The sequence below is a fragment of the Sphingopyxis sp. CR5 genome (assembly GCF_059693785.1).
The window spans coordinates 80080-106524 of sequence record NZ_JCATIE010000003.1 but is presented as its reverse complement, the minus strand read 5'-3'; the positions used below and the strand labels follow the sequence as shown (position 1 = coordinate 106524).

The 26445-nt window shown below is 65.8% G+C and carries 21 protein-coding genes and 1 tRNA gene; 11 read left to right on the top strand and 11 right to left on the bottom strand.

Annotated features, from left to right (window positions below):
* Positions 1 to 157: 157 nt before the first annotated feature.
* The 3 genes from AC58D2_RS05410 (at position 158) to AC58D2_RS05400 (ending at position 3729) form a co-directional block, all read left to right on the top strand.
* A complete protein-coding gene (locus tag AC58D2_RS05410; RefSeq protein ID WP_497388059.1) occupies positions 158 to 1186 on the top strand; it encodes a phytase in 1029 nt (342 codons plus the stop codon).
* Between the two features lie 178 nt (positions 1187 to 1364).
* A complete protein-coding gene (purH, locus tag AC58D2_RS05405; RefSeq protein WP_497388057.1) occupies positions 1365 to 2957 on the top strand; it encodes a bifunctional phosphoribosylaminoimidazolecarboxamide formyltransferase/IMP cyclohydrolase in 1593 nt (530 codons plus the stop codon).
* 121 nt (positions 2958 to 3078) lie between these two features.
* Positions 3079 to 3729 (top strand): YqaA family protein, encoded by a 651-nt coding sequence (locus AC58D2_RS05400; protein WP_497388574.1) that lies wholly within the window; start codon positions 3079 to 3081, stop codon positions 3727 to 3729.
* Positions 3730 to 3853: 124 nt separating this feature from the next.
* Here AC58D2_RS05400 and AC58D2_RS05395 read toward each other — a convergent pair whose 3' ends face one another.
* Together AC58D2_RS05395 and hppD are read right to left on the bottom strand one after the other, a co-directional pair.
* On the bottom strand, positions 3854 to 4399 hold the full coding sequence (locus AC58D2_RS05395; protein WP_497388055.1) for a VOC family protein: 546 nt from the start codon (positions 4397 to 4399) through the stop codon (positions 3854 to 3856).
* Positions 4396 to 5487 carry a 4-hydroxyphenylpyruvate dioxygenase gene (gene hppD, locus AC58D2_RS05390; protein ID WP_497388053.1) on the bottom strand — a complete coding sequence of 364 codons (1092 nt, stop codon included), beginning with the start codon at positions 5485 to 5487 and terminating at the stop codon, positions 4396 to 4398. Before hppD ends, AC58D2_RS05395 begins: the two co-directional genes overlap by 4 nt.
* Positions 5488 to 5658: 171 nt before the next feature.
* Here hppD and AC58D2_RS05385 point away from each other — a divergent pair, with 171 nt between their 5' ends.
* The gene (locus tag AC58D2_RS05385) at positions 5659 to 6003 is read left to right on the top strand and encodes a VOC family protein (RefSeq protein ID WP_497388051.1); all 345 of its coding nucleotides are present in this window, start codon (positions 5659 to 5661) and stop codon (positions 6001 to 6003) included.
* Positions 6004 to 6057: 54 nt separating this feature from the next.
* Here the strand turns inward: AC58D2_RS05385 and AC58D2_RS05380 are convergent, their stop codons facing one another.
* The 4 genes from AC58D2_RS05380 to AC58D2_RS05365 are packed head-to-tail and all read right to left on the bottom strand — an operon-like array spanning position 6058 to position 13493.
* Complete coding sequence (locus tag AC58D2_RS05380; protein ID WP_497388049.1) at positions 6058 to 7953, bottom strand: ABC-F family ATP-binding cassette domain-containing protein; 1896 nt, start codon at positions 7951 to 7953, stop codon at positions 6058 to 6060.
* Positions 7954 to 8006: 53 nt separating this feature from the next.
* Positions 8007 to 9002, bottom strand: a complete 996-nt coding sequence (locus AC58D2_RS05375; RefSeq protein WP_497388047.1) for a hypothetical protein — start codon at positions 9000 to 9002, stop codon at positions 8007 to 8009.
* On the bottom strand, positions 9002 to 12112 hold the full coding sequence (locus AC58D2_RS05370; protein WP_497388045.1) for a TonB-dependent receptor domain-containing protein: 3111 nt from the start codon (positions 12110 to 12112) through the stop codon (positions 9002 to 9004). Before AC58D2_RS05370 ends, AC58D2_RS05375 begins: the two co-directional genes overlap by 1 nt.
* 43 nt (positions 12113 to 12155) lie before the next feature.
* Complete coding sequence (locus AC58D2_RS05365; RefSeq protein ID WP_497388043.1) at positions 12156 to 13493, bottom strand: dicarboxylate/amino acid:cation symporter; 1338 nt, start codon at positions 13491 to 13493, stop codon at positions 12156 to 12158.
* A 222-nt stretch (positions 13494 to 13715) separates the two neighbouring features.
* Between AC58D2_RS05365 and AC58D2_RS05360 the strand changes: the two genes are divergently transcribed.
* Complete coding sequence (locus AC58D2_RS05360) at positions 13716 to 15518, top strand: sensor histidine kinase (protein WP_497388041.1); 1803 nt, start codon at positions 13716 to 13718, stop codon at positions 15516 to 15518.
* Complete coding sequence (locus AC58D2_RS05355; RefSeq protein ID WP_497388039.1) at positions 15515 to 16867, top strand: sigma-54-dependent transcriptional regulator; 1353 nt, start codon at positions 15515 to 15517, stop codon at positions 16865 to 16867. The genes AC58D2_RS05360 and AC58D2_RS05355 overlap by 4 nt, the downstream gene beginning before the upstream one ends.
* A gap of 305 nt (positions 16868 to 17172) precedes the next feature.
* Here AC58D2_RS05355 and AC58D2_RS05350 read toward each other — a convergent pair.
* Positions 17173 to 17246 (bottom strand) — tRNA-Gln (locus AC58D2_RS05350).
* Between the two features lie 335 nt (positions 17247 to 17581).
* On the opposite strand from AC58D2_RS05350, the gene AC58D2_RS05345 reads away from it, so the two are divergent.
* Positions 17582 to 19822: a hypothetical protein gene (locus AC58D2_RS05345; protein ID WP_497388037.1), complete on the top strand. Its 2241-nt coding sequence runs from the start codon at positions 17582 to 17584 to the stop codon at positions 19820 to 19822.
* 65 nt (positions 19823 to 19887) lie between these two features.
* Positions 19888 to 21180, top strand: coding sequence for an FAD-dependent oxidoreductase (locus tag AC58D2_RS05340; RefSeq protein ID WP_497388034.1), 1293 nt, complete (start codon positions 19888 to 19890; stop codon positions 21178 to 21180).
* Positions 21181 to 21184: 4 nt separating this feature from the next.
* Here the strand turns inward: AC58D2_RS05340 and AC58D2_RS05335 are convergent, their stop codons facing one another.
* On the bottom strand, positions 21185 to 21697 hold the full coding sequence (locus AC58D2_RS05335) for a TlpA family protein disulfide reductase (protein ID WP_497388032.1): 513 nt from the start codon (positions 21695 to 21697) through the stop codon (positions 21185 to 21187).
* Between the two features lie 21 nt (positions 21698 to 21718).
* Here AC58D2_RS05335 and AC58D2_RS05330 point away from each other — a divergent pair, with 21 nt between their 5' ends.
* The gene (locus tag AC58D2_RS05330) at positions 21719 to 22153 is read left to right on the top strand and encodes a DoxX family protein (RefSeq protein WP_497388030.1); all 435 of its coding nucleotides are present in this window, start codon (positions 21719 to 21721) and stop codon (positions 22151 to 22153) included.
* Between the two features lie 262 nt (positions 22154 to 22415).
* On the opposite strand, the gene AC58D2_RS05325 is transcribed toward AC58D2_RS05330, so the two are convergent.
* A complete protein-coding gene (locus AC58D2_RS05325) occupies positions 22416 to 22823 on the bottom strand; it encodes a hypothetical protein (protein ID WP_497388028.1) in 408 nt (135 codons plus the stop codon).
* An 8-nt stretch (positions 22824 to 22831) separates the two neighbouring features.
* On the opposite strand from AC58D2_RS05325, the gene AC58D2_RS05320 reads away from it, so the two are divergent.
* Positions 22832 to 23986, top strand: a complete 1155-nt coding sequence (locus AC58D2_RS05320; RefSeq protein WP_497388026.1) for a serine hydrolase domain-containing protein — start codon at positions 22832 to 22834, stop codon at positions 23984 to 23986.
* Here the strand turns inward: AC58D2_RS05320 and AC58D2_RS05315 are convergent.
* Positions 23981 to 24799, bottom strand: a complete 819-nt coding sequence (locus AC58D2_RS05315) for a PhzF family phenazine biosynthesis protein (protein ID WP_497388024.1) — start codon at positions 24797 to 24799, stop codon at positions 23981 to 23983. The genes AC58D2_RS05320 and AC58D2_RS05315 overlap by 6 nt on opposite strands.
* Positions 24796 to 25374: a pyridoxamine 5'-phosphate oxidase gene (pdxH, locus tag AC58D2_RS05310; protein ID WP_497388022.1), complete on the bottom strand. Its 579-nt coding sequence runs from the start codon at positions 25372 to 25374 to the stop codon at positions 24796 to 24798. Before pdxH ends, AC58D2_RS05315 begins: the two co-directional genes overlap by 4 nt.
* 145 nt (positions 25375 to 25519) lie before the next feature.
* On the opposite strand from pdxH, the gene AC58D2_RS05305 reads away from it, so the two are divergent.
* Complete coding sequence (locus tag AC58D2_RS05305; RefSeq protein WP_497388020.1) at positions 25520 to 26443, top strand: DnaJ C-terminal domain-containing protein; 924 nt, start codon at positions 25520 to 25522, stop codon at positions 26441 to 26443.
* Positions 26444 to 26445: the final 2 nt, after the last annotated feature.

Below are 26445 nucleotides of genomic sequence, written 5' to 3'. Positions count from 1 at the left end.
GCGAAACAAAATTCCGACGCGCGCGTGACAGGCCGGCGCTTTGCCATGACAGTTTGATGACGAACAAGTGACGGAAATGTTAGGGGATTGACCCCGATCCGCTTTGCTGGGACTGGCGCGCCACAGGGTCGGCGTTGCCGGGAACAGGGGATTCAGCATGAACCGTATCGCGTCGATAGGTTGGAGCGCAACCATCGCAAGCGCCGCCTTGCTCGGCGGCTGCGCGCCCGCGGAGCCCGTGATCATGGGCCTGCCCCCGGCGCCCGTGACGGCGAGCGGGGAGACGCAACCGGTCGGGACCAGCAAGGCCGATGCCGCCGACGACCCGGCGATCTGGGTCGACCCCGCGAACCCGGACCGCGCGCTGATCATCGCGACCGACAAGAAGGCGGGCCTCCATGTCTATGACCTTTCCGGCAGGGACCTTGCGTTCAGCGAGGGCGGACTGGTGAACAATGTCGATGTCGCGGGCGACATCATCGTCGCGAGCGACCGCAACGACGGGGTGAACGCGCATCTTGCGGTCTTTCGCCTCGATCCCGCGACGCCCGCGATCGCGGCGCTCGGCCGGGCCAGCGCGGGATCGGGCGAAGCCTATGGCCTGTGCCTCAAGCGCAGCGCGCCCGGCGCGCCGATTACCGCGGCGCTGATCGTCAAGGACGGCACCGTCCGCGTCGGCACCCTGACGCTGGCCGAGGGCGCCGAGCCGGCGTTCGCGGTGCAGTGGGAGTATAAGATCCCGACCCAGTCCGAAGGCTGTGTATTCGATGGCGACACGCTCTATGTCGGCGAGGAGGATGCGGGCATCTGGCGGTTGACGCCGGGCAGCGGCGGCGTCGATGCAAGCCTGGTCGCACCGGTCGACAACCAGCGCCTCGTCGCCGATGTCGAGGGGCTTGCGACAATCGACCACAAGGGCCGGCGCTATCTGATCGCGTCGAGCCAGGGCGACAATGCCTATGCGGTGTTTCGCCTGCCGGCGATGGATTATGTCGGCCGTTTTGCGGTCGCCGCCGGCGAATTCGGCGCGATGAGCGAGACCGATGGCATCGAAGCGGTCGCGGGCAATTTCGGCGCCGCCTATCCCGACGGCATCTTCATTGCGCAGGATGGCGACAACGCCCCGAATGCGCAGAATTTCAAGATCGTCCGCTGGGATCGCATCGCGGCCGCGCTGGGGCTGTAAGAGATTCGCGCAGAGGGCGTAGATAACGCAGAGAAAATGTTCACGCGGAGACCTCCGCGCGCATATTTTCCTTCTCCGCGCCTCCGCGTCTCCGCGTGAACCTTCAAACGGTTGCCCAAACGCCGCCACGCGCTTAGGGGAGCCGCGACTTTCCCGTCTCGCAAAAGGCCGTTTTCCCATGACCGATCTCGTCCCCGTCCGCCGCGCGCTTCTGTCCGTCAGCGACAAGGCGGGGCTTCCCGACCTGGCCGCCGCGCTCACCCGCCACGGCGTCGAGCTGGTTTCGACCGGCGGCACGGCCAAGGCGTTGCGCGAGGCGGGGCATGACGTGCTCGACGTCGCCGACCTGACCGGTTTCCCCGAGATGATGGACGGGCGCGTCAAGACGCTGCACCCGACCGTCCACGGCGGCATCCTGGCGGTGCGCGACGACGCGGCGCATGTCGCCGCGATGGAGGCGCACGGCATCGGCGGCATCGACCTGGTCGTCGTCAATCTCTATCCTTTTGCCGCGACGGTGGCGAAGGGCGCGGCACGCGACGAGATTATCGAGAATATCGACATCGGCGGGCCCGCGATGGTGCGTTCGGCGGCGAAGAACCACGCCTTCGTCGGCATCGTCACCGAGCCCGAAGACTATGCCGCGGTGATCGAGGAGTTGGACGCGAACGGCGGCGCGACCAGCCTCGCGCTGCGCAAGCGGCTCGCCGCGACCGCCTTTGCCCATACCGCGACCTATGACGGGATGATCGCGAGCTGGTTCGCCTTCGCTGACCAGGGCAAGCTCTTCCCCGACACGTTGCCGCTCACCGCGAAACTCGCGAGCGAACTGCGCTATGGCGAAAATCCGCATCAGAAGGCGGCGCTTTACCTGCCCACCGGTCCCGCGGCACTCGGCATCGCGCAGGCCGAGCAGGTGCAGGGCAAGGAACTGAGCTACAACAATATCAACGACGCCGATGCGGCGCTCGATCTCGTCGCCGAATTCCGCGAGGCCGCGCCGACCTGCGTGATCGTCAAGCACGCCAATCCGTGCGGCGTTGCGACCGCTGGCAGCCTCGCCGAAGCATGGACCGAAGCGCTGGCGTGCGACAGCGTATCGGCCTTTGGGGGCATCGTCGCGCTCAACCGGCCGCTCGACGGCGCGACGGCCGAGGCGATCGCGAGCATCTTTACCGAGGTCGTGGTCGCCCCCGACGCCGATGCCGACGCGCGCGCGATCTTTGCGAAGAAAAAGAACCTGCGCCTGCTGCTCACTGGCGAGCTGCCCGATCCGGTGCGCGGCGGCCTGGTGATGAAGACGATCACCGGAGGCTGGCTCGCGCAGACCCGCGACAATGGCCGCATCACCCGCGACGAGTTGAAGGTCGTGACGGCGCGCGCACCGACCGACGAGGAACTCGCCGATGCGCTGTTCGCGTGGACCGTCGCCAAGCATGTGAAATCGAACGCGATCGTCTATGCCAAGGGCGGCGCGACCGCAGGGATCGGCGCGGGTCAGATGAACCGCCGCGATTCGTCGCGCATCGCTGCGGTGCGCGCGCGCGAAGCCGCCGAAGCCGCGGGCTGGGCGCAGCCCCGCACCGTCGGCAGCGCGGTCGCGAGCGATGCCTTCTTCCCCTTCGCCGACGGCTTGCTCGCCGCCGCCGAAGCCGGCGCAACCTGCGTAATCCAGCCGGGCGGATCGATTCGCGACGACGAGGTGATCGCCGCGGCGAACGAAGCCGGTCTCGCGATGGTGTTTACGGGCATGCGCCATTTCCGCCACTAAGCAAAACGCCCTCCCCTGAAGGGGAGGGGCTTTATTTCGCTCGACACGAACGGCATAGGTGGCAGCGCGTGATCTCTCGCATCCAAGGACCCGCATGACCGCCACCACCCGCAACAAGTCGATGATCCAGACACTCTATGACTGGACCATGGAAAAGTCGGCGCATCCGCATGCCGAATATTGGCTGGCGCTGGTCTCTTTCGTCGAAGCGAGCTTCTTTCCGATCCCGCCGCACCCGATGCTGGGCCTGATGTGCCTTGCCGAGCCGAAGAAGGCGGTGCGCTATGCGATCATCTGTACGCTGGCGTCGGTTGCCGGTGGCTGCCTTGGCTATGCGATCGGCTATTTTCTGTACGAAAGCGTCGGGCTGTGGCTGCTCGGCGCGCTCGGGCTGACCGACAGCTTTCCGGCTGCGGCCTGTTACCTGCGCGACTATGGCGCCGAGATCATATTGGTGAAGGGGGCAACACCCATCCCGTTCAAGCTGCTGACGATCACCGCTGGCTTCATTCACATGAACTTCGGGACCTTCCTGTGGGCGAGCCTGGCGAGCCGGGCCTTTTCCTTCCTGCTCGTCGGCATCCTGTTCCGGCTGTTCGGGGCGCCGATCAAGGCGTTCATCGACAAATATCTCGCGTGGGTCGCGGGCGGATTCATCGTGTTGGTCGTCGGAGGGTTCCTTGCCGCGAGCGCATTGTCCGGCGGCGGCGAAAAGACCGCCGACAAATGCAGCCATGCGACGCTGGAGAGCATCGGGCTGGGGCGGAAATAGCGCCCAGCCACAATAGCGCGTGTGTCCCCGCGAAGGCGGGGACCCATCTCCTGCTGGTTCGGAACAGAGCAGTCCGGTGGTGACCCCCGTCTTCGCGGGGGCACAGGATATTATATCGCGCCGTCTATTCGTTCGCCGCGGCGTGCAACCAGTCGGCATGGCGCGGCGCCTTTTTCGTCCGGCTCCATTCCTCGAGCATCAACGGCGCGACACGCGCGAGTTCGGCATATTGTTCGTCGGTGCCGATGTCGCACGCGAGTTCAACGCGGTGGCCGTTGGGGTCGAAGAAATAGATCGACTTGAAGATGCCGTGGTGCGTCGGGCCGAGCACGTCGACGCCGTTCGCCTCCAGATGCGCCTTCGCCGCGACAAGCTCATCGTAGCTGCCGACCTTGAAGGCGAGATGCTGCACCCACGCGGGGGTGTTTTCGTCGCGGCCCATGTCGGGCTGGTTCGGCAGCTCGAAGAAGGCGAGAATATTGCCGTTCCCCGCGTCGAGGAAAACGTGCATGTACGGATCATATTCGCCGGTCGAGGGCACATGATCCTCGGCGAAGGCGGTCGTGTAGGTCATGCCGAGCATGGCCTCGTACCATTCGACCGTCGCCTTCGCGTCCTTGCAGCGATAGGCGGCGTGATGGACGCCGCCGAGTTTGATCGGACTGGTCATTCGGCGGGTTCCTTTTCGACCTCCAGCGCGCCGCGGCGGATCTGGTCGAGTTCCATCGACTTGAAGAGCGCGGTGAAATTGCCTTCGCCGAAGCCTTCGTCCTTCTTGCGCTGGATGAATTCGAAGAAAACGGGGCCGATTACGGTCTGGCCGAAAATCTGAAGCAACAGGCGCGGATCACCCTCGGTCGTCGAACCATCGAGCAATATGCCCCGCGACTTCAGCGCGTCGACGGGTTCGCCGTGACCGGGCAGGCGTTCGGCGAGCAGCTCGTAATAGGTTTCGGGCGGCGACGGCGCGAACGGGTTGCCCAGCGCATCGAGCTTGTCCCACGATGCGTAAAGGTCGTCGCAGGCGAAGGCGATGTGCTGGATGCCCTCGCCATTATAGGCGCGCAGATATTCCTCGATCTGGCCTTTGCCGCCCGCGCCCTCTTCGTTGAGCGGGATGCGGATCTTGCCGTCGGGCGCGGTCATCGCCTTCGAAGTCAGGCCGGTATATTCGCCCTTGATGTCGAAATAGCGGATCTCGCGGAAACCGGCGATGCGCTCGTAGAACGCCGCCCAATGCGCCATGCGTCCGCCATAGACATTGTGGGTCAGGTGATCGATGACCTTGAGCCCCGCGCCAACCGGGTGGCGATCGACGCCCTCTTCATAAACGAAGTCGATGTCGTAGATCGACAGGTCGTCGCCGTACCGGTCGATCAGGTAGATGATCGACCCCCCGATGCCGCGGATCGCCGGCAGGCGCAATTCCATCGGGCCGGTCTTGACCTCGACCGGCTCGGCGCCGCGCGCGATCGCTTCGGCATAGGCCTTGGCCGCATCGCGGCAGCGCCAGCCCATGCCGCACGCCGACGGGCCATGCTCGGCGGCGAAATAGGCTGCCGGCGATCTGGGTTCGTAATTGGCGATCAGGTTGATGTCGCCCTGGCGCCACAGTTCGACCTCCTTCGACCGATGGCGCGCGACGCGGGTGAAGCCCATGCGTTCGAACACCGGCTCGAGCATCCCCTTTTCGGGGGCGGAGAATTCGACGAACTCGAATCCATCGAGCCCGAGGGGGTTTTCGAACAGGTCGGCCATGATCAGTCCTTATATGGTTTCAATTGAAACTATTATGATGGGTCGAGGCGGGCGAGTCAATGCGCGGGTGGTCGGCCCTGCCCCGCGTCTTGGCGGCGACCCGCCATTTTGCGGCTTGCGGAAAAAAATAGGATGCGGTCCATTTGTCCCGAGCAATGGAGGGCGAAGCATATGAAGTTCGATCTGAGCCGGGTGATCCTCTTCACCGAAAACATGGCCGAGATGGAAGAATTCTATCGCGTCGGACTTGGATTGACCGTGGTAGGCAGGGAAAACGGATGGGTCGAGTATAACGCCGGCGGGTGTAATATCGCCCTGCATTCGGGACGGTCCAAACCCGGCAATCGGCCCCCGAAACTCACCTTTTTCGCCGATGATGTTGCGGCAGCTCGATCCTGTCTGACAAAGCGGGTATCGGCCGCGTTCGGACCCGTCAAATCGACGGACAGCTTCGATATGTGCGACGGCAAAGACCCCGACGGGAATCCGATCCAGATATCGAGCCGCAAAGGATGACGCCGCGATGCGCCGGGCGCCGGCCGGACTGCCGCCCCAAGCGGCCGTAGCGTCTCAGGCGGCCGCCTCGATCGCTTCGAGCGCGTCCATCCACGCCGCCTCGACGCTTTCGAGCTCGGAGGCAAGCTTGCCGCGGCGCTGGGCAAGATCCCCCATCGTCAGCTTCGCGAGTGCCGGCTCGGCGCTGTCGGGGTCGAACATCGCGCGGTCGATCGCGCTGATCCTGGCTGCGAGCTTCGCCGCGCGCGCTTCCTGCTCCTTCGCCGCCTTGCGCAGCGCGGCCTGTGCCTCGCGGGCCTTCGCCGCCTCCTGCCGCGCCGATTTCGCGTCCTTGGGCTTTGCCGCCGCTTTCGCATCGTCGTTGGCGGCGGCGCCCTTTGCTGCGCCCTGGCCGAGGATGAACGCGACATAATCGTCCATGCTGCCGTCGAATTCGCGCGCGGTGCCGTCGTCGACCAGTACCAGCCGATCGGCCGACATTTCGAGCATGTGGCGGTCATGGCTGACGATCAGCACCGCGCCGTCATAACCGTTCAGCGCCTGAACGAGTGCCTCGCGCGCATCGACGTCGAGGTGGTTCGTCGGCTCGTCGAGGATGAGGAGGTGCGGCGCATCGCGCGTGATCAACGCGAGCGCGAGCCGCGCGCGCTCGCCGCCGGACAGCTTGCGCACCTCGGTCGTCGCCCTGTCGCCCGAAAAGCCGAAGCGCCCCAGTTGCGCGCGCACCGCCCCCGGGGTCTTTCCCGCCATCACCCGCGTCATGTGCGCGAGCGGGGTATCGGCGCCATCGAGTTCCTCGACCTGATATTGGGTGAAATAGCCGACGCGCATCTTGCCCGCGACCGCCATCCCGCCCTCTTCGGGCGCAAGCTGTGCCGCGAGCAGGCGCGCGAGCGTGGTCTTGCCATTGCCGTTGCGGCCGAGCAGCGCGATGCGGTCGTCGGGGTCGATGCGCAGGTTCAGGCGGCGCAGCACCGGATTGCCGGGCGCATAGCCGACGCTGGCCAGGTCGAGCGTGATCAGCGGGGGCTTGAGTTCGTCGCCGGGGCTCGGGAAATCGAACACCAGGCTCGGGTCTTCGGTCAGCGCCGCGATCGGCTGCATCCGCGCAAGCTGTTTCGCGCGCGACTGCGCCTGCTTCGCGGTCGAGGCGCGGGCGCTGTTGCGCGCGATATAGTCCTGCAGCTTCGCGCGCTGGGCGTCCTGTGCGGCCTTGGCCGCGGCAAGCTGCGCGACACGCTCGGCGCGCTGGCGCTCGAAGGCGTCATAGCCGCCCGGATAGAGCGTCACCTTGCCGCCTTCGAGGTGAAGGATATGGTCGACGACCTTGTTCAGAAGGTCGCGTTCATGGCTGATCACGACGAGCTGGCCGGGATAGGCGCGCAGAAAGCTTTCGAGCCACATCGTCGCTTCGAGGTCGAGGTGGTTCGACGGCTCGTCGAGCAGCAGCAGGTCGGGGTTCGAAAAGAGCAGCGCGGCCAGTGCGACGCGCATCTTCCACCCGCCCGAGAAACTGTCGAGCGATTGCGCCTGCATCGTCTCGTCGAATCCCAGCCCGCTCAGTATGCGAGCGGCGCGCGCCGGAGCGGTATAGGCGTCGATCGCGATCAACCGTTCGTGGATGTCGCCCAGCTTGTGCGCGTCGGTCTCCGTCTCCGACGCGGCCATCAGGTCGGCGCGCTCGGTATCGGCGGCCAGCACCGTTTCGAAGGGCGTCGCCGTTCCGCTCGGCGCTTCCTGGGCGATATAGCCGACGCGGGTACGGCGCGGCATTTCGATGCCGCCCTCGTCGCCTTCCAGGCTGCCGATCATCGCCTTCATCAGCGTCGATTTTCCCGCCCCGTTGCGGCCGATCAGCCCCGTCCGGCTTTTCGCCGGCAGGCTCGCGCTCGCGCGGTCGAGGATGGTGCGCCCGCCCAGGCGCACGGTAAGGCCGTTGATCGTCAGCATGGGCGCGCCGCCTAGCACGACGCGCGCGCCAGCCCAAGCCTCATACCGGGGTATCAGTCGCCGAGCGGCTTGCAGTCGCCACCCGCGACCGGCCGCGCATCGCCGAACAGGATGCGGATCGCGACCGGCGCCATCCCCGCATTGTCATGCCCGACCCCGCGCACCAGCACGCAGCTCCACGCAAAGCGGGCATGGTCGGCAGCAGCCAGCGCGCGGGCGCGTGTATAAAAGGCCTTGCCGCGCGCGAGCCGGTACGGGCCCTGCGCCATCGCTTCGGGCTGGCGCGGCAGGCTGTGATGGTCGGGATCGATATCCTCGGTGCCGAGCAGCACCGTCACCGGCAGCGCGAACGCCTTTTCCGGTTGCCACAGCCCGCGCGGAAGCCCCGCGAGGCCGAAGGGCCACCGGACCGCGGGGTCGGTCATCGCATAGGAACCGGCGTTGGCCGACACCGCACGCGCCATGTGCGGCCCTCCGCCCGCGAGGAGGAAGCGGTGGACGAATTGCGCGCCGCCCGAATGACCGTAGAGCGAATAGGTCGCGGCACTCAGCCCCTCGCGCGCCTTCACCGCGGCGAAGATCGGTTCGACCACCGCGAAGGACCATGCGTCGGCGGGCCGCGCGGTGCCGTCCTTTTCGGTGAACCATCCGTGGCTGTAGCTGCGCGCGCCGGGAAAGGACGCCTTCGAAAATTCGGGAACGATCAGCACGATCTTGTATTTGCGGGCAAGACCGAGCCACTGATCGACATAGTTGTCGGCATCGCGCAGCGCGCCGTGAAAGACGAACAGCACCGGCGCATCGGCGGGAGTGCCGGGAGCGCGATAGGTCCACACCGGCAGTGCGGGGCCGGCCCAGTCGCTGAAGGTGAAACGCTGGACGCCGGCCGCGAACAGCCGCTTTTGCAGCGCAGTGTCGCCATGCGGGGCGGCGCCGATGGCCGCGTGGCCGGGCGCGCACCCTGCCAGCGTCAACAGCGCCGCCGCCGCAATGGCTTTTGCGGACCCAGTGGTCGCCCGCAAAATCCGCTTCGATGCGCCGCCGCGCATCAGAATTTCACCGTCGCACCGATATAGAAGCGGCGCCCGGCGATGTCGTAGACGCCGTTCTGGTTGGTCAGGCGTCCCGCCTCGGTGCCCGTCGGCAGGAAGGGGCTGGTCGAATCGAACAGATTGTTCACCCCGCCATAAAGACGGAACGCCTTGCCGCCGCTGTCGACGTCGAACGAAACGAACAGGTCGTGCTCCCACACGTCGCCGATATAGAGATAGGTCGGCACCTCGGCATCGGGATTGGTGGCGAGCAGGGCGAGATACTGATCGCGCAGCACATTGCTGTCGTTGATCTTGCCATAATAGGTCGTTGACCAGCGGATACGGAAATTATCCAGTTTCCAGCTCAGCGAGCCGCGCGCGCGATATTTGAAGCTGCCGTCGCGCAGATCGCCCTTCAGGTCATTGGTGACAATGCCGTCGACCCCCTGAAAGCTTACCTTCTGCTTCAGGATATGCGTCCCGTCATAGCGCAGGTCGAAGCGGCCGGGGATCCCGAGCGCATCGTCGAGGCGGAAGCGATAGTTGAACGCGACGTCGATGCCCGAGGTGTCGAACCGCGCGAGGTTGGCCTGCCGCTGCACCAGCTCGACGATCTGGCCGTTGATCGGATTCCGCGTGATATCGGCGCAGAAGGGATTGTCGGCCTTCGGGATGTCGGTGTCATAGCATTGCAGCTGGATGTCGCGGTTCGAATAGGCGTCGATCGCGTCGCGGATCTTGATGCTGTAATAATCGACCGCAAGGCTGAGCCCGCGCGCAAAACGCGGCGCGAAGACCGCCCCGAGCGTCAGCGTGTCGGCGGTTTCCTCTTTCAGGTCCAGGTTGCCGCCATTGGGACTAAAGATGTTCGAGCCGGCCTGTTCATATTCCTGGTCGATGCTCTCGGCCGCCTGGCGCGCATAGAGCGCCTGAATGCCGGGGTCGAGGCGACAATTCGCCGCGATGCGGCCAGCGGTGGTTGGCGTCACCCCGTCGCACAGATCGTCGGCGCTCTCGAAATTGCCGCGCGGGGGCGAGAACAGCTCGGCGATATCGGGCGCGCGCTGGGCGCGGGCGAATTGGGCGCGGAAACGGAGGTCGGGGATCGGCGCATATTGGATGCCGCCGCGCCAGCTGAACACCGTCCCGACATTGTCGATGTCGTAATGCGCAACCCGCGCCGACGCATCGAGGCTGAGCAGATAGGCGCCGGGCGCATCCTTCAGAATCGGCACATTGACTTCGCCATAGCCTTCATAGGCGCTGATCGACCCGCCGAAATTGGGGACCGCGTTGCCGGTCGTCCCGCCGAGTTGCGACAGCAGATCGCCGGTCAACGTCTGGCTGTCCTTGCGATAGTCGAGACCGAAGGCGGCACCGACCGGGCCGGCGGGAAGCTGGAACAGCTCGCCGGTGACGAACGCCTGTCCGGTATATTGGCGGATCGTCAGGTCCTGATGCAGGTCGGCGCGAATCCAGGCCGCCGCTTCGGGCGTGATCGAGCCCTCGCCGAACAGGTTGATCGGCACGCAGCCGGCGGCGCGCGCATCGGCATCGACGCAGCGCGGCGCGCCGTCGGGGCCGGTCTCGGCATCGAGGGCCTGGATCAGGTGATCGCCCCAGATTTCGTTGCGGCGCCACTGGTCCTGCTTGTACTGGCCGTAGCCGAAGCTCGCTTCCCAGTTCCAGCTGTCGGAAATCTTGCCGCGCAGCCCGACCCAGCTGCGGATCGTTTCGCGCTTGTTCTCGGTAATCTGGCCGCCGACCTCGTCGAAACGGCGATCCCACGCGATACCCGCGCCGGTCGAAGGCACTTCGCCGGGGTTCAGTTCGGGCGGAACGAAGGGATTGCACGGCCCGTTCTGGAGGCAGGGGATCTTGCCATATTCCTGCTCGGTCGTGATCCCGGTCACGGGGTCGGTGATCGGGAAGGTCGAATCCCAGCCGATGCCCACCGACTCGCGCGTTTCGCCCGAAATGATCCGCGAATATTGGACTTGCGCGAAGCCTTCGAGCGCGTCCGAAAATTCATAATCGAGCTTCGCGGCGCCAAGGTAGCGCTTGCGCGCGAGGATCAGCGAACGGCCGGTGCGCTGGTTGTATCCATCGCGGTTGGGCAGGAAATAGCCGCTGTTGCCATTGTCGGTCGTCCCGATTTCGATCGGCTCGCCGGTCTGGACGTCGGGGCCCAGCGGCACGAGCTTGCCGTTGCGGTAGAAGCGGTCGCGCGACGAGCTCTTGCCGGAGAAAACGCCGCCCGGGATGAAGCTGCTCAGATCGCTATAAATGTTCGGGGGAAAGGTGTCGGTCGGCTGGCGCCCGCTGGTCAACCCGCCGCTGTTGTTGACATAATAGGTGTCGAACAGATTCTGCCCGGTCTCGAAATCATAGTCATAGCCGATCGGGCGCGTCGCCCATTCGCGGTCGGTCGCACGGATGCCCCAGTCGCGATCATAGGTTCCGCTGACGAGCAGATAGCCGCGCCCGTCGGCGAAGCGCGCGCCATATGTCGCGCCGAGCGTCAGTTCCTGGCCATCGCCGCGCGAGGTCAGGCCGGTCCGCGCGCGCAAGGTCAGGCCGCGTTCGTTGCGCTTGGTGATGATGTTCACCACCCCCGCGACCGCGTCGGACCCATAGATCGACGAGGTGCCGCCGGTGATGACCTCGACTCGGTCGATGAAGTCGCTGGGGATCGTCGACAGGCTGACCAGGTTGCGGATGCCCGAATTCGACACGGTCCGGCGCCCGTCGATCAGCACCAGCGTACGATTGTCGCCGAGATTGCGGAGCTGGATCGACGACAGCCCCGAATTCTGCGTGTTCCCCGTCACCGTCGAATCATTGGTGGTCGAGGTGAGCTGCGGCAGGTCGGCGAGCGTTTCGCTGAGTTCGCTGTCGCCCGATTCGAGCAGGTCCTCGCCGGTCACGCTGACCGTCGGCGCGGCGGTGTCATAGGTGTCTCGCGCGATGCGGCTGCCGGTAACGATGATCGCGCCGTCACCCGCGGGATCGGCCGAGGGGTCGGCGGGTGCATCCTGCGCCTGCGCCGGCGCCGCGAGCGCGGCGGACAGGATCAGCGCGGCATGGCTGGTACGGCGCGTCCAGCGGGCTTTGGTCGAAATCATTGTCTCACTCCCCATGTCGTTTTCGTTGTTCGATGCGGCGATGTCAGTCGGCATCGGCTTCGACCGGCGGTGCCGCGATCGGCGCCGGTTTGCCGCCAAGCGCATGGTCGAGCGCATTCTGGTCGAGCGCCTTTTCCCATTTCGCGACGACGATCGCCGCAAGCGCATTGCCGATGAAATTGGTGAGCGCGCGGCATTCGCTCATGAACCGGTCGATACCGAGGATCAGCGCGAGCCCCGCAACAGGTACCGAAGGCACGACGGTCAGCGTTGCCGCGAGCGTGATGAAGCCGGCGCCGGTCACGCCGGCAGCCCCCTTCGAACTGACCATCGCGACGAGCAGCAGGGCGATCTGTTCACCAAGGCTGAGGTGGACGCCGGTTGCCTGCGCCACGAACAGTGCCGCGAGCGTCATATAGATGTTGGTGCCGTCGAGGTTGAAGCTGTAGCCCGTCGGCACGACCATGCCGACGACGGGCTTGGCGCAGCCTGCGCGCTCGAGCTTTTCCATCAGGCTGGGCAGCGCCGCCTCTGACGAGGATGTCCCGAGCACGAGCAGCAGCTCGGCCTTCAGATAGGCGATCAGCCGCAGGATCGAAAAGCCCGCGATCCGCGCCATCGCGCCGAGCACGACGAGCACGAAGAACAGCGAGGTCAGGTAGAAGGTGGCGATCAGCTTGCCGAGGCTGGCAAGCGATCCGACGCCATATTCGCCGATCGTGAACGCCATCGCGCCAAAAGCGCCGATCGGTGCGAAGCGCATCAGCATCGCGACGATACGGAAAAAGACCACCGATATTTTTTCGAGCATCGCAAGCACCGCCGCCCCCGCAGCGCCGGTATGCGACAGCGCGATGCCGAACAGCACCGCGACGAACAGCGCCTGGAGAATCGAACCCGAGGTCAGCGCCGAAACGAAGGTCGTGGGGATGATTTCCATCAGGAAGCCGGTCAGCGTCGCTTCGTGCGCCTTGGCCTGATAGTCGGCGACCGCGCCGGCATTGAGTGTCGCGGGGTCGATATTCATCCCTGCGCCGGGCTGAAAAACATTGGCGATGATCAACCCGACGATCAGCGCAAGGGTCGAGAAGAAGAGGAAATAGGCAAAGGTCTTGAGCGTCAGCCGCCCGAGCGCCTTGCTCTCTCCGACAGATGCGATGCCCGTCGAGACGGTGAGGAAGATTACCGGCGCGATGATCATCTTGACCAGCTTGATGAACCCATCGCCGACGGGTTTGAGCTGGACCCCGGTTTCGGGCCAGAAATGACCGAGCAACACGCCGGCGGCGATCGCGGTCAACACCTGCACATACAGATGTGTCCACCACGGACGCGGGGCTTCCGGTTGCTGCGATACGGTCGAATCGATCGGGACTGCCACCCGTCTCTCCCTGTTTGTCGTTCGCGCTCGTGGGCGCCGCCCGGGCCGTTGCCCGGCCTTTCGGGGAAATTAGGGCGCATGCGGGAGGTCGGTCAAAGTCGTCGACATTCCGCACTAATACATTGATAATAGACGATATATATTAGCATCGCGCTTGAAGGTCGGTCGATTTGTGCGAAATTCCACATGGCAATCCCATAATTTGTGCGATAATCCGCACAGATGTCCGATCGCGATTCGCCGTCTCGTTCCTCGCTCGACCGGCGGCGCCTGCTGCTCGCGGGACTGGCCGGACTGCTGCTGCTGATCGTCGCGGCGGTTGCGCTCGATCGCTGGGCGGCGGGCAACGCCCGTGCCGAAACCGATGCCGACGCGCGGCAGAACGCGCGTGCGCATGCGAGCCTGCTTGAAAGCGAATTGCAGAAATTCCGGCTGCTGCCACGCGTGCTCACCGAATTTCCCGACGTCCGCCTGGCGCTCGCGGACCGTAGCGCCGACGCGTCGCGCCGCCTCGACGCCGAACTCGAACAATTGGCGCAACGCACCGATGCCGCGGTTATCTATGTCCTTGACAAGGACGGCACGACGATCGCGGCGAGCAACTGGCGCGAGCCGACGAGCTTCGTCGGAGAGAATTATCGCTTTCGTCCCTATTTCCGGGGCGCGATGGCGACCGGCGAAGCCGAACTCTTTGCCCTCGGCACGGTCAGTGGCCGTCCGGGGCTCTATCTTGCGCGCAAGGTGGCGCCGAACGGCGCTGCGTTGGGAGTGATCGTCGTGAAGGTCGAATTCGACCGACTTGAAACGAAATGGGCCGATTCCAGCGGCACCACGCTGGTCACCGACAGCAGCGGCATCATCATCATGGCCAGCGATCCGGCGTGGCAGTTTCGATCGCTCGCGCCGATTTCCGCAGCGACGCGCGAAAGGCTGCGTGCATCGCGGCGCTATGGGGACCGTTCGCTTGCGCCGCTTGACCTCGGCCGCGACGACGGAAATCTCCGGCTCTCGGCCGCCGATGGCGACCGCCTCTTTCGGGACGCGACCGAGCGCATATCGCTACCCGGAACGACACTGCACCAGCTTCAGCCGATGCAGTCGCACCGGGCGGCCGCCAATGCGACGGCGCGCGTGATCTTTCTGGTTCTGCTGATCCTCGTCGGGGCGGCGATCGTGACCCTGCTGCGCCTGGTCGAGCGGCAGGCGATGCGCCACGCGGCGCACCAGGCGCTCGAACGCGAGGTCACGGCGCGCACGCAGGATCTGCGCACAGCCAACGCCGAGTTGAAGCAGGCAGCGGAGTTGCAGGCCGAAACCGACCGCCGCTACCGCGCCGCGCGAGAGGAGCTGGCGCAGGCGAGCCGGCTCGGGTCGATCGGACAGATCACCGCCGGTGTCGCGCACGAAATCAACCAGCCGGTCGCCGCGATCCGCGGCTTTGCCGAGAATGGCCTCGCCTATCTCGACCGCGGCGATACCGCGAAGGCGCAGGGCAATCTGCGCACGATCGTCGATCTGACCGCGCGGGTCGGGGCGATTACCGGCGAACTGCGCAATTTCGCGCGGCGCAAGCCGACCCCGCTCGGTCCGGTCGCACTCGAGGCGGCGATCGACGGGACGATGCTGCTGATCGGCGACCGGCTGCGCAGCCAGGGCGTCGCGGTGGACATCACGATCGAGCAGCCCGGCGCGCGAGTCCACGCCGACCGGGTGCGGCTCGAACAGGTGCTGATCAACCTGCTGCAAAATGCCGGCGAGGCGCTACAGGGCGTCGACGATCCGCGAATCATCCTCCGCGCTCACGGCACCGATCCGCTGCGCATCGACATTTGCGACAATGGCCCCGGGGTCCCCGAAGCCTTGAAACCCGAACTTTTCACGCCCTTCGTCACCGGGAGGGCCGAAGGTTTGGGCCTGGGGCTGGCGATCGCAAGCCAGATCGTCGGCGATTTCGGCGGCACGCTGGCACTCATCGAGTCGCCGCTCGGCGGTGCCGGATTCCGGGTGGAGCTTCGGTCCGCATGAGCTTTTTCACCGACCAGCAGACGGTCCTGTTCGTCGACGACGACGCGGCGCTTCGCGAGGCCAATCTCCAGACGCTCGACCTTGCCGGCTTGTCGGTCGAGGCGTTTGCGGATGCGGGCGCGGTGCTCCGGCGGATCGATCGCGATTTTCCGGGGATTGTCGTCACCGACATCCGGATGCCGGGGATGGACGGGCTCCAGTTGCGCGCGGCTATCCACGCGATAGATCCTGAAATCCCGGTTATCCTCATCACCGGCCATGCCGATGTCGACATGGCGGTGCGGGCCTTGAAGGATGGCGCCTTCGACTTTTTGTCGAAGCCTTTCGCTGCCGATCACCTCGTGGGCAGCGCGCGGCGGGCGCTGGCGCACCGCGCACTGATCCTCGACAACCGGCGTCTGACCGCTGCGGTCCAGGACATCGACAGTCCGCTGGTCGGGGAAAGCCCGGCAATGGTGCGGCTGCGCGAGACGATTGCGCAACTCGCCCAGGCCGATATCGACGTCCTGGTCGAGGGGGAGACTGGCACCGGCAAGGAACTGGTCGCGCATATGCTCCACCGCCAGAGCCGCCGCCGCGGTGGCGCGCTCGTTGCGGTCAATTGCGCCGCCCTGCCGCACGACCTCGCCGAGGCCGAACTGTTCGGCGGCGACGGCGTCGACCGCGCGAGCGGCAAGCTGGCGAATCCGGGACGGATCCGTACCGCGCATCGCGGCACGCTGTTCCTCGACGAAATCGACACGATGCACCCCGCGGTGCAGGCCAAGCTGCTGCGCGTCATCGAAGAGCGCGAAGTTCAGCCGATCGGCGCCGCCGCGCCCGAGCCCGTCGACCTGCGGATCGTCGCGGCAACGAAGGTCGACCTGCTCGACGCGGTCCGCGCGGGCAAGTTCCGCGAAGATCTCTATTACCGGCTCCATGTCGTCAAACTGCGTATCCCGCCGCTGCGCGAGCGGCGCGCCGACATTCCGCAGACCTTCGCCTATTTCCTCGAGGAAGCCGGGACGAGGATGGGCGCCGCCGAGATCCATATCGACGACCGTGTGCGCCGCCACCTGGTCGAACATGATTGGCCGGGCAATGTCCGCGAGCTCAAAAATTTCGCCTATGGCGTCGCGCTCGACCTGCCGCTCGACCCGACGGGCGGCGTGATGCAGCCGGCGCAGACGCTCGCCGAACGGGTCGCACGGTTCGAAGCCGCCATCCTTCGCGAGACGCTGGCAGGGTGCAACGGCGACATCGGCAAGGCGATGGGCGCACTCGGACTGCCGCGCAAAACGCTGTACGACAAGCTCGCGCGCCACGGGATCAATGCAAAGGCCTATCGCGCGCGGTCGGAGGACCGCTGATCTTTCCCGTCTATGGTTCCGGCCGATTCGCCAGGCAGACAAGAGCCCGCCGCCTCATGGGGAAAGCGGGCCTGTAAGTCCGTTGCGGGAGTAGGGTGGGCGGAGCCGTCGATCTCAGCTAAGCAATCTGATGACAGCTTTCAGACATAGGGCGGCGAATAAGGCTGGGACGGCCGAAATCGGGCGATGCTGACCGCCCGCTTTCACTTGGGGGCATTTGACACCATCCGCTCGGCGCTAAAAAGCAGAGGATGCCACTCAATTTGGAAAGAATGAGCGGTCTCTGGTGAAATATGACAAGGTCTTGGATGCCCCGCGAGGATTCGAACCTCGATAGACGGAATCAGAATCCGTAGTCTTACCATTAGACGACGGGGCAGGAGCGGGGGCCAATAAGCGGCGGAAACGCGGGGGTCAAGGGGTTTGAAAGGGAGCGCCTTACCGGCACACGGCCCCACGGAGCATCGGGCTTGCCGACAAAATGGACCGTGCGTATGAATTGGCGCCTCGCCGCCGCGCACCCCACCCCGGTCCGGCACCGGCCGGAGGCCCGCTCCACCCAACTCGTTCGATGCCGAATTGAGCGTCAGGCATATTGCGGTAGTCGACGGAGCGCACGCAAGGCTGGAGCAAGACGCGCTGGCACTCAATATCGACAGGCTGGTTGATGACCACATCATGACATATCGAAGCGGAAAAATCAGTCGCCGCAGCATGCTGGCGACAGCCGGCGCGTGGGCCGTCTGGGATTCGCAAGCGCACCTCGGCGCCGCGCAGCGAAGCCGGTCGGCCGATGGCCCCGGGCACGTCCCGGATGCAGCGTATGCGGCTGCGACACCAGCCGCGCTGATCGCCAGTTCCAAAGCCCTGCGTGTCGGATCGACCGTCCGAACCGGTGACGGGTTCGTCTACAAGGTGGCCCATGAGACGGCCGCCGATTTCCATGTGGCAACCGCTGGCGGAGCGAAACTGTACGTCGTGCCGTCGCCCAATTTCGATGTCAGGGCTTTCGGTGCCGACCCGAGCGGTATCAAAGCCTCCCAAACGGAAATCCAGAAGGCAATCGACGCGATCGCCGCAGACGCGATCGCGTCCGGCGTTAACACGGGCACGTATACGATAGTGATGCCCAAGGGCCGGTATCGACTCGATAGCGGCCTCAGGCTGCCGCCGTGGATCAAACTGGGTGCGACCGACCCCGTCGTGTTCGATTTTTCGAACGCTCCCGACGATGTGGTCGCCTTTCGCATCGATAATGAGCGCGGCCCTGCAAGCTCGCCGGGTCGCGGCGCCGCCAACACCGGCGCTGTGCTTAACGGTCCGTTTCATATCGACGGTCCTGGAATGGCCGCGACGGAGAGCGTCGGCCTCGATATCGGCAATATTACGCCGGGCTTGTCGTCCGACCGCGCAAGCCGCGACATTCAGCTGAACAACGTGGTGGTCACGAACTTCGGCACGCTGTTGAAGCTGCGCGACCGCGACACCTATCTCTTTTCGGCGACCAATTGCCGGTTCGAGTTGGCGGGCGTCCGCGTGTTCGATTGCCCCTATGCCGCCAAGTCCAACAGCGGCGAGCGAATGACCTTCGTCAATTGCACCTTCGCCGGCGCGCCGCAGGGCATCCGGGTTTCGACCTTGCAGGAGCTGGTCTTCATCGCCTGTTCGTTCGACTTCCTGAAGAGCAGCACCCTCTATCTCAACTCGAACGCCAGCTATTTCCACATCAAGTTCATCGGCTGCCACTTCGAGGGGTCGAGCAACGACGCGCTGGTCAAATATGATTTCGCTAGCAGCCACGGCTTCACCCTTCAGATGTCGGATTGCCAGATCAACGCAAAGACCGACGCGACGGCACCGGCGGATGCGCGGCCCGATGGCATCGCCTGCCCGCGCCGCCCGCTGTTCACGGGGCCGTTCGATGCCGTGATTTCCGGGCTGCACGTCCTGTATGGGCGCAGCACACACACCGCAGCCGGCCTGTTCCTGTTCGACGATGACGTCTCGCTGGCGTCCGGGCTCTCGGGTCTGACCTTCGCCACCAATGCCAGCGCCAACCCCACCGAACTGCGGCAGGCGGTCCACGCGTCGCTGATCCCCAATTACAACTGGAATTTCAACGAAGCGACCGATGGACAGGCCCTGACCTTCGGCGCGACGCAGATTGCCGGGTGGACGCTGCGGTCATTGTCGAGCGCGCTGACCGCGACCATCACCGACGATATCGCGTTCGGAGCGAGCGGCAAATCGCTCGAACTGGTCGCGTCGGGCGCCAGCCAGTTCATCGAGATGTTCAGCGATCCTTTCCCGGTGGCGCAGGGCGACGACGTGTTCAACCAGGCCGTCATCCACGGCGGCACGTCGACCGGCGATCTCAACACGACATGGACGCTGGCGCAGTATCGACCGGTCCCGGTGAAAAGCCACAGCGTCTCTGCCCAGAGCGCGAGCGGCGGCAACTGCACGCTGACCATCGGGTCGCACGGCATCAAGGTCGGCGACGTGGTGACGGTGACGGGCAGCGATGCGGCCTACACCGGGCCGCGTGTCGTGACGGCGGTTGCCGCGACGACGATCACCTATTCGGTCGCGTCGGGTTCGACCTCGCCACCGGCGAGCATGACGGTAACGACCGACGGGCTGTCGTTGGTGAGTCGCACCACGAGTTACGGTCATTATTTCGCCTCGTCCTACAACGACACCGACGATCCGGCCTATACCGGCGACCGCGACCATTGGGCGAAAATGAACGCCTATAACCTGATCCCGCGCAGCGCCGCGAAGATCCTGCCGGGGGTGAGCCACGCTCGGCTGACGATATCCATCGCGCGGATCAACAGCGGCGACACCTTCCACCTTGGTGCCGCGCTCGGGCAGCGGTTGCGGTGCCGGGTCGGCGACGCGATGCCGAATCCCATCCACTTGTCCGCTTGCCCTCCCGCATTTCGCCGCTAGCATCGGCGGTCACAGAACAAAGGGGCCGCGCTCCTTCGCGCAGGTGCCCGATATGGAGGTGGGCTATGCGTCACGTCGCGATCGTCGGATCGGGCCCGGCGGGCTATTATACCGCGGAGACCTTGCAGAAGGCCGACGACATCGCGGTCGACGTGATCGACCGCCTGCCCGTCCCCTATGGCCTTATCCGCACCGGAGTCGCTCCGGATCACCAGTCGATCAAGGCGGTCTCGCGGCGGTACGAAGGCGTCGCGCTGACCGATAATGTCCGCTTCGTCGGGCATGTCGCGGTGGGCCGCGACGTGTCGGTCGACGAACTGCTCACGCTCTACGACGCCGTCGTGCTCGCGACCGGGGCACCGAACGACCGGGCGCTCGATATTCCCGGCGCCGACCTGCCGGGCGTGATCGGCAGCGCCGCGTTCGTCGGCTGGTACAACGGACATCCCGATTTCGCCGAGCTGAATCCTCCGTTGGACGCGCGCGGGGTCGCGGTGATCGGCAACGGGAATGTCGCGCTCGACGTCGCGCGCATCCTTGCCAAATCGCCTGCCGAATTCGCGGGCAGCGACATCGTCGCGCACGCGCGCGACGCGCTTGCGGCAAGTGGCGTCCGCGAAATCCATATCCTGGGGCGTCGCGGACCGCACCAGATCGCGATGACGCCCAAGGAGCTTGGCGAACTGGCGCATCTCGAGCGGGCGAGCCCGCGCGTCGACCCGGCCGACCTGCCGCCCGAAGGCGACGACGCCCTGCTCGAACCGGGAATGCGCAAGTCGGTTACCCATCTGCGCGGCTTTGCCGCCAACCCCGTGGCCAAGCCGGTCACGATCGATTTCGATTTCTTCGCGATGCCCGTCGGGATCGAGGGCGATGGGCACGTCCAGCGGGTGATCGTCGAGCGGACCGAGCTCGACGCCGACCTCAGGAGCCGCGGTACCGGCGAAACCTATGCCATAGAGGCGGGGCTGGTGATCAGCTGCATCGGCTATCAGACGCCGCCGATTCCCGGTGTCCCCTACGAACATGGCCGCGGCCGCTTTGCCAACGACGAGGGGCGCATCCTGCCGCGCCTCTATTGCGTCGGCTGGGCACGGCGCGGGCCGAGCGGGACAATCGGCACAAACAAACCCGACGGCGCGCGCGTCGCCGACATGGTGCTGGGGGATATCGGGCGCGGGACCGGCAAGCCGGGGCGGCCGGGGCTCGACGCGCTGCTCGCGGGTCGCGGGGTCGCCCCCGTCACCTTTCGCGACTGGCGCCGGATCGAGGAAGCGGAGGTCAAGGCGGCGATCGAAGGCGCCCCGCGAGAGAAGTTCGTCTCGATCGATGCCATGCTGGCTGCGACCGGGCGCTAGGTTTCTAAGGCGATTCGGCGAGTAGCGGGTCGATGGTGCGGCGGAACGCGTCTTCGGTAAAGGCGCCCGATTGGGCGACGCGCAACACGCCCTTTCGGTCGATCACATAGGTTGTCGGTACCCCGCCGAGGATGGGGTAGTGCGACAACGTCTGGTTCGCAAGCGGATAGGAGAGCAGGCCTGCGACCTTCTTGAGCCACGAGCGCACTTCCAGGCCCTCGCTCGTGACTCCGAAGATTTCGAGCCCGCGCGCATGCCGCTTCTTGTAATAGAGATGCATCATCGGCATTTCGGCCTTGCACGGCCCGCACCAAGTCGCCCACAGGTTGATCACGACGACCTTGCCCTTGAGTTCGGCGAGCTGCACCTTGCGCTTGTCGAGCGTCCGCAGCGAGAAGTCGGGCGCGGGTTCGCCGATGCGCGGCGCCCGCCCGCCCGCCGTCGCAGGGAGCGGCGAAACGGCAGAAAAGACAAGGATCGACAATGCCGCCATGCAGCGAAAGGCCCCGGTTTTCATGATCCACCTGTGGGGTATGCGATGACCGCTGGCAAGGCGAAAGCCACAGGGACGGCGCGCAGGGCGCTGCGCTGGCTGCTCGCCTTCGCTTATGCCTATGCGGGATATCGCCACCTCGCGACGCCGGCGCCCTTTCTCGCCATCACCCCGCCTTGGGTCCCCTGCCCCGCCCTTGTCGTCGCGGCGACCGGCGTCGCCGAACTCGCGGGGGCGGCGGGGCTGATGATTCCCCGGCTGCGCAAGGCTGCGGGCTGGGGCCTCGCGCTTTATGCGCTGTGCGTATGGCCAGCGAATTTCCACCACGCTTTCGCGCATGTCGCGATCGGCGGCACGACGCTCGGCTGGGACTATCACGCGCCGCGCCTCGCCGCGCAGCCGCTAATCATCTGGTGGGCGCTGTGGGCGAGCGACGCGATCGACTGGCCGTTCGCCCGGCGGAGGGACCCCCCGGGCTAGGGTCAGGACCCATTAATTCCACGTTCGAGGCGTCGAAATGGCGAAGATATCGGGCTTGGGCGGGTGCAGCGGGTAGCATCGCTACCCGCAAGGCCGCGCGAGCCTGAGATCGCAGCCATTTCGACGTCCCTCCGGGATTTGACCGATTTTGCCCATGGCATCGTCGAAAGGTCTTGAAATATTGACATATTCCTTCGCCCCTTCTCCTCGCCCTGAGCAAAATCGCTTCAAACCTCGATCGCGGAATTAATGGGTCCTGACCCTAGGGATCGAGCAGGCAACCGCTCGCGCCGGCGTAATGGGCGCTGCGCGATGCAAGCAGCGGAACGCTGCCCGTGATGGTCTTGCTGTCGGGGTCCTCGCTGACCGACACCATTTCCATCCCCGGCTCGAAATCGCTCTGGCAGCTGTCGAGGCTGCGTCCCTGCACATAACGGCACGAACAGCCGACGCGCGCGGCATAGGCGGAACCGAGTTCGGCCTGGGCCTTGAACGATGGGAATTTCCAGACCAGCAAGGCGGCGAATAGCCCGAGCAGGATCAGCATCCACGGCAGGCACCCGCCCCAGCGGCTCGATCGGCGAACCGGACGCGGCGAAGCATCATCGTGCGGCGATATGGCCGGCGTCGGTTCTGCCGTTGCCGGCTCGGTCGGGTTGGTGGTAGTCACGGTGCGCCATGATCACGAAAAAGACCCTGCTGGCAAGTGCCGCGCTCGCGCTTCTCGCGGGCTGGTCGCTGTCGTACGCGGCGGGGCAGGGGACGATGGCGCCCGCTACGCCGGGACCGCGCTTCGGCGCGTCGCTGCCCGACGCGCCGGTCGACACCCCGCGCCCGCTTCCGGCGATCGATCCGGAGGTCAAGGCACGGGCCGACGCGCTGTTCACCGACGCCGACGGCGTCGGCGAGACCCGTGCGCTGCTGGTGCTGCGCGACGGCGAGCTGGTCTATGAACGCTATGGCGCGGGATTCGGGCCCGATACCAAGCTGATAAGCTGGTCGATGGCCAAGACGATCACCGCGGTGCTGGCGGGCTTCCTCGTCGCCGACGGGCAATTGTCGCTGGATGCTCCCGCCCCCGTCGCGGCATGGCAGCGCAGCGGCGACCCGCGGGGGGCGATCACGCTGGCCGATCTGCTGCATATGTCGTCGGGCCTCGAGCATGTCGAGGAAGGCGATCCGATCTGGGACGGCGATACGGTGACGATGCTGTTCGGCGCGGGCGCGCAGGACATGGCGGGCTTTGCCGAAGCGAAGCCCGCGGTCGCGCGCCCCGGCGAGGTGTTCAACTACAGTTCGTCGACCAGCGTCATCCTGGCGGACATACTGACCGATACGCTCACCCCGTCGCAAAGCCCGGAGGCGCGGCGACAGGCGATGCGCGAATTCATCGAAGGGCGGCTTGTCGAACCGCTCGGCATGGCCAGCCTGACCCCCGAATTCGATGCTCGAGGCACGATGATCGGCGGGTCGATCATGCACGCGACGGCGCGCGACTATGCCCGCTTCGGCGAGTTCCTGCGCAATCATGGGGTTGCGGGCGGCCAGCGTCTGCTGCCCGAAAGCTGGATGCGCTTCATGCTGACGCCGTCGGCCGCGGACCCCGGCTATGGCGGGCATATCTGGCTCAACCGCCCGCGCCCGGCGGGGGCAAGCCCGGCGCTCTGGCCCGATCGCGGCCCGAACGACCTGTTCGCCTGTATCGGGCATCAGGGCCAGTACATCATCGTGTCGCCGTCGCAGCGGGTCACGATCGTCCGGCTGGGCATTACACGCGACGACCAATTTCCGTCGTTGCGCAGCCACCTGGCCGACTTGCAGGCGTCGCTATAACAGGAACTCGCCCGTCAGCGTGGTGACGCAGTGTCCGGAAAGTTCGACAGCGTCGCCGTCGACCCGGCAGCCGACATGGCCGCCGCGCGCGCTCGCCTGATAGGCGGCAAAGCTGTCGCGTCCGAGGCGCTGCGCCCAATAGGGAGCGAGTACGCAATGGGCCGATCCGGTTACCGGATCCTCGTCGATCCCGGCACCGGGCGCGAAGGCGCGGCTGATGACATCGGCGTTCGACGGGTCGCCGTCGCCCGGCGCGGTGGCGATGTACAGCGTGTCGCCCCCCGCTTTCAGCGCGCGCAGATCCGGATCGAGAGCCCGGACGCTCGCCGCATCGGGATAGACGATCAGCGCGTAGCCGCCGTCGTGCCACAGGGTTTCGGCAACCGGCCCGCCCATCGCGCGGGCGATATCGGGCAGGGCTTTCGCAGAGGGCCGATAGGCCGGCAGGGTCATGCGATAGCCGTCGCCCTCGCCGTCGCGCGAAACGGTCAGGATCCCCGCCTTGCGGGTTCGGAAGCGCATGTCGCCCCGCCACGGCGCGGCGCTCAGCAGGACGTGCCCGCTCGCGAGCGTCGCATGACCGCACAGTGCCACTTCGACCCCGGGTGTGAACCAGCGCAGTTCATAATCGGCCTCGCCGCTTTCGTCGGGCACCAGGAAGGCGGTCTCGGCAAGATTGTTCTCGGCCGCCATCTTTTGCAGCAGGTCGTCGCTCAGCCACTCGTCGAGCGGCATGACGGCGGCGGGGTTGCCGGTGAAGGGGCGATCGGCGAACGCATCGACGCGCGTGACCGGAAGCTGGCGCCAGCTCATGGGTAGAGCAATCCTTTGGTCCAATCGTTTCCGTCGCGCACGAACAGGGTGCGTTCGTGCAATCGGTGCGCGCGATCCTGCCAGAACTCGATCCGGTCCGGGGAAACGCGCCAGCCCGACCAGCGCGGGGGGCGCGGCACATCCTGCCCTTCGAACCGCGCCTGCATGTCGGCATAGCGTGCTTCGAATGTCGCGCGGCTTGCCAGCGGGCGCGACTGGTCGCTCGCCCAGGCGCCAAGCTGGCTGTCGCGGCTGCGCGTCGCGAAATAGGCATCGGCGACGCTGTCCGCGACCGGTGCCACCGGACCCTCGATGCGAATCTGGCGGCGCAGCGACTTCCAGTGGAACAGCAGGGCGACATGGCTGTTCGCCGCGAGTTCGCCGCCCTTGCGGCTGTCGAGGTTGGTGTAGAAGACGAAGCCGTCCGGCCCGTGGCCTTTCAGCAGCACCATCCGCACCGAAGGATGTCCATCGGGTGTCGCGGTGGCGAGTGCCATCGCATTCGAATCATTGGGTTCGCTGGCGCGCGCTTCGGCATACCAGGCATCGAACAGCGTAAAGGGATCGGTCGTCATGCGATGCTTCTAAACACGCGCCGTGACAGCGTCGAGCAAAAGCGGTTTGGCGGCGAAGGGAACTTGACCGCCTTTTGCAACATTCCCACATGGCCCCGAGCAACGGGCCTTCCCGGCCGGGACCTTATCGGGCTACAGGAGAGACATGGCAGATCCCTATTCCACCCTCGGCGTGTCGAAAAGCGCGAGCGAGACGGACATCAAGTCCGCCTATCGCAAGCTCGCCAAGGAACTCCACCCCGACAGGAACAAGGACAATCCAAAGGCGGCGGAGAAATTCTCCGACGTGACCAAGGCCTATGACCTTCTGTCGGACAAGGAAAAGCGCGCGCAATTCGATCGCGGCGAAATCGATGCCGAGGGCAATCCGGCGATGCCGTTCGGCTATGGCGGCGGCGGCTTTCGCGGCGATCCGCGCGGTGGCGGCGCGGGGGGCTTCGGCGGTTTCGGCGGCGAGGGCGCGGATTTCGGCGATATTTTCGAGGGCCTGTTCGGCGGGCGCGGTGGTGGTGGCGGCAGCCCGTTCGGCGGTCGCACCGCGCCGCCGCAGAAGGGCGCCAACGTCGCCTATCGGCTGGCGGTGTCCTTCATCGACGCGGCGACGCAGGCGACGCAGCGGATCACGCTGGCCGACGGCGGCACGATCGACCTCAAATTGCCCGCCGGGGTCGAGACGGGCACGCAGATGCGGCTCGCGGGCAAGGGCCAGCCCGGACCGGGCGGACATGGCGACGGGATCGTGACGATCAGCGTCGGCAGCCATCCCTTTTTCGAGCGCGACGGCGCGAACATCCGTCTCGACCTGCCGATCACGTTGAACGAGGCGGTCAAGGGAGCGAAGATCAAGGTTCCGACGGTGGACGGGCCGGTGATGGTGTCGATCCCCGCCGGCTCGACATCGGGCAAGGTCATGCGCCTGAAAGGAAAGGGGTTTTCCCAGAAGGCCGGCGGACGTGGCGACCAGCTTGTGCGATTGATGGTCGACGTGCCGGCCGACGACGCCCGACTGGCGCAGCTGATGGACGAATGGACCGACCCGCGGGCGGTCCGGGCAGATCTCGGCGTGTGATG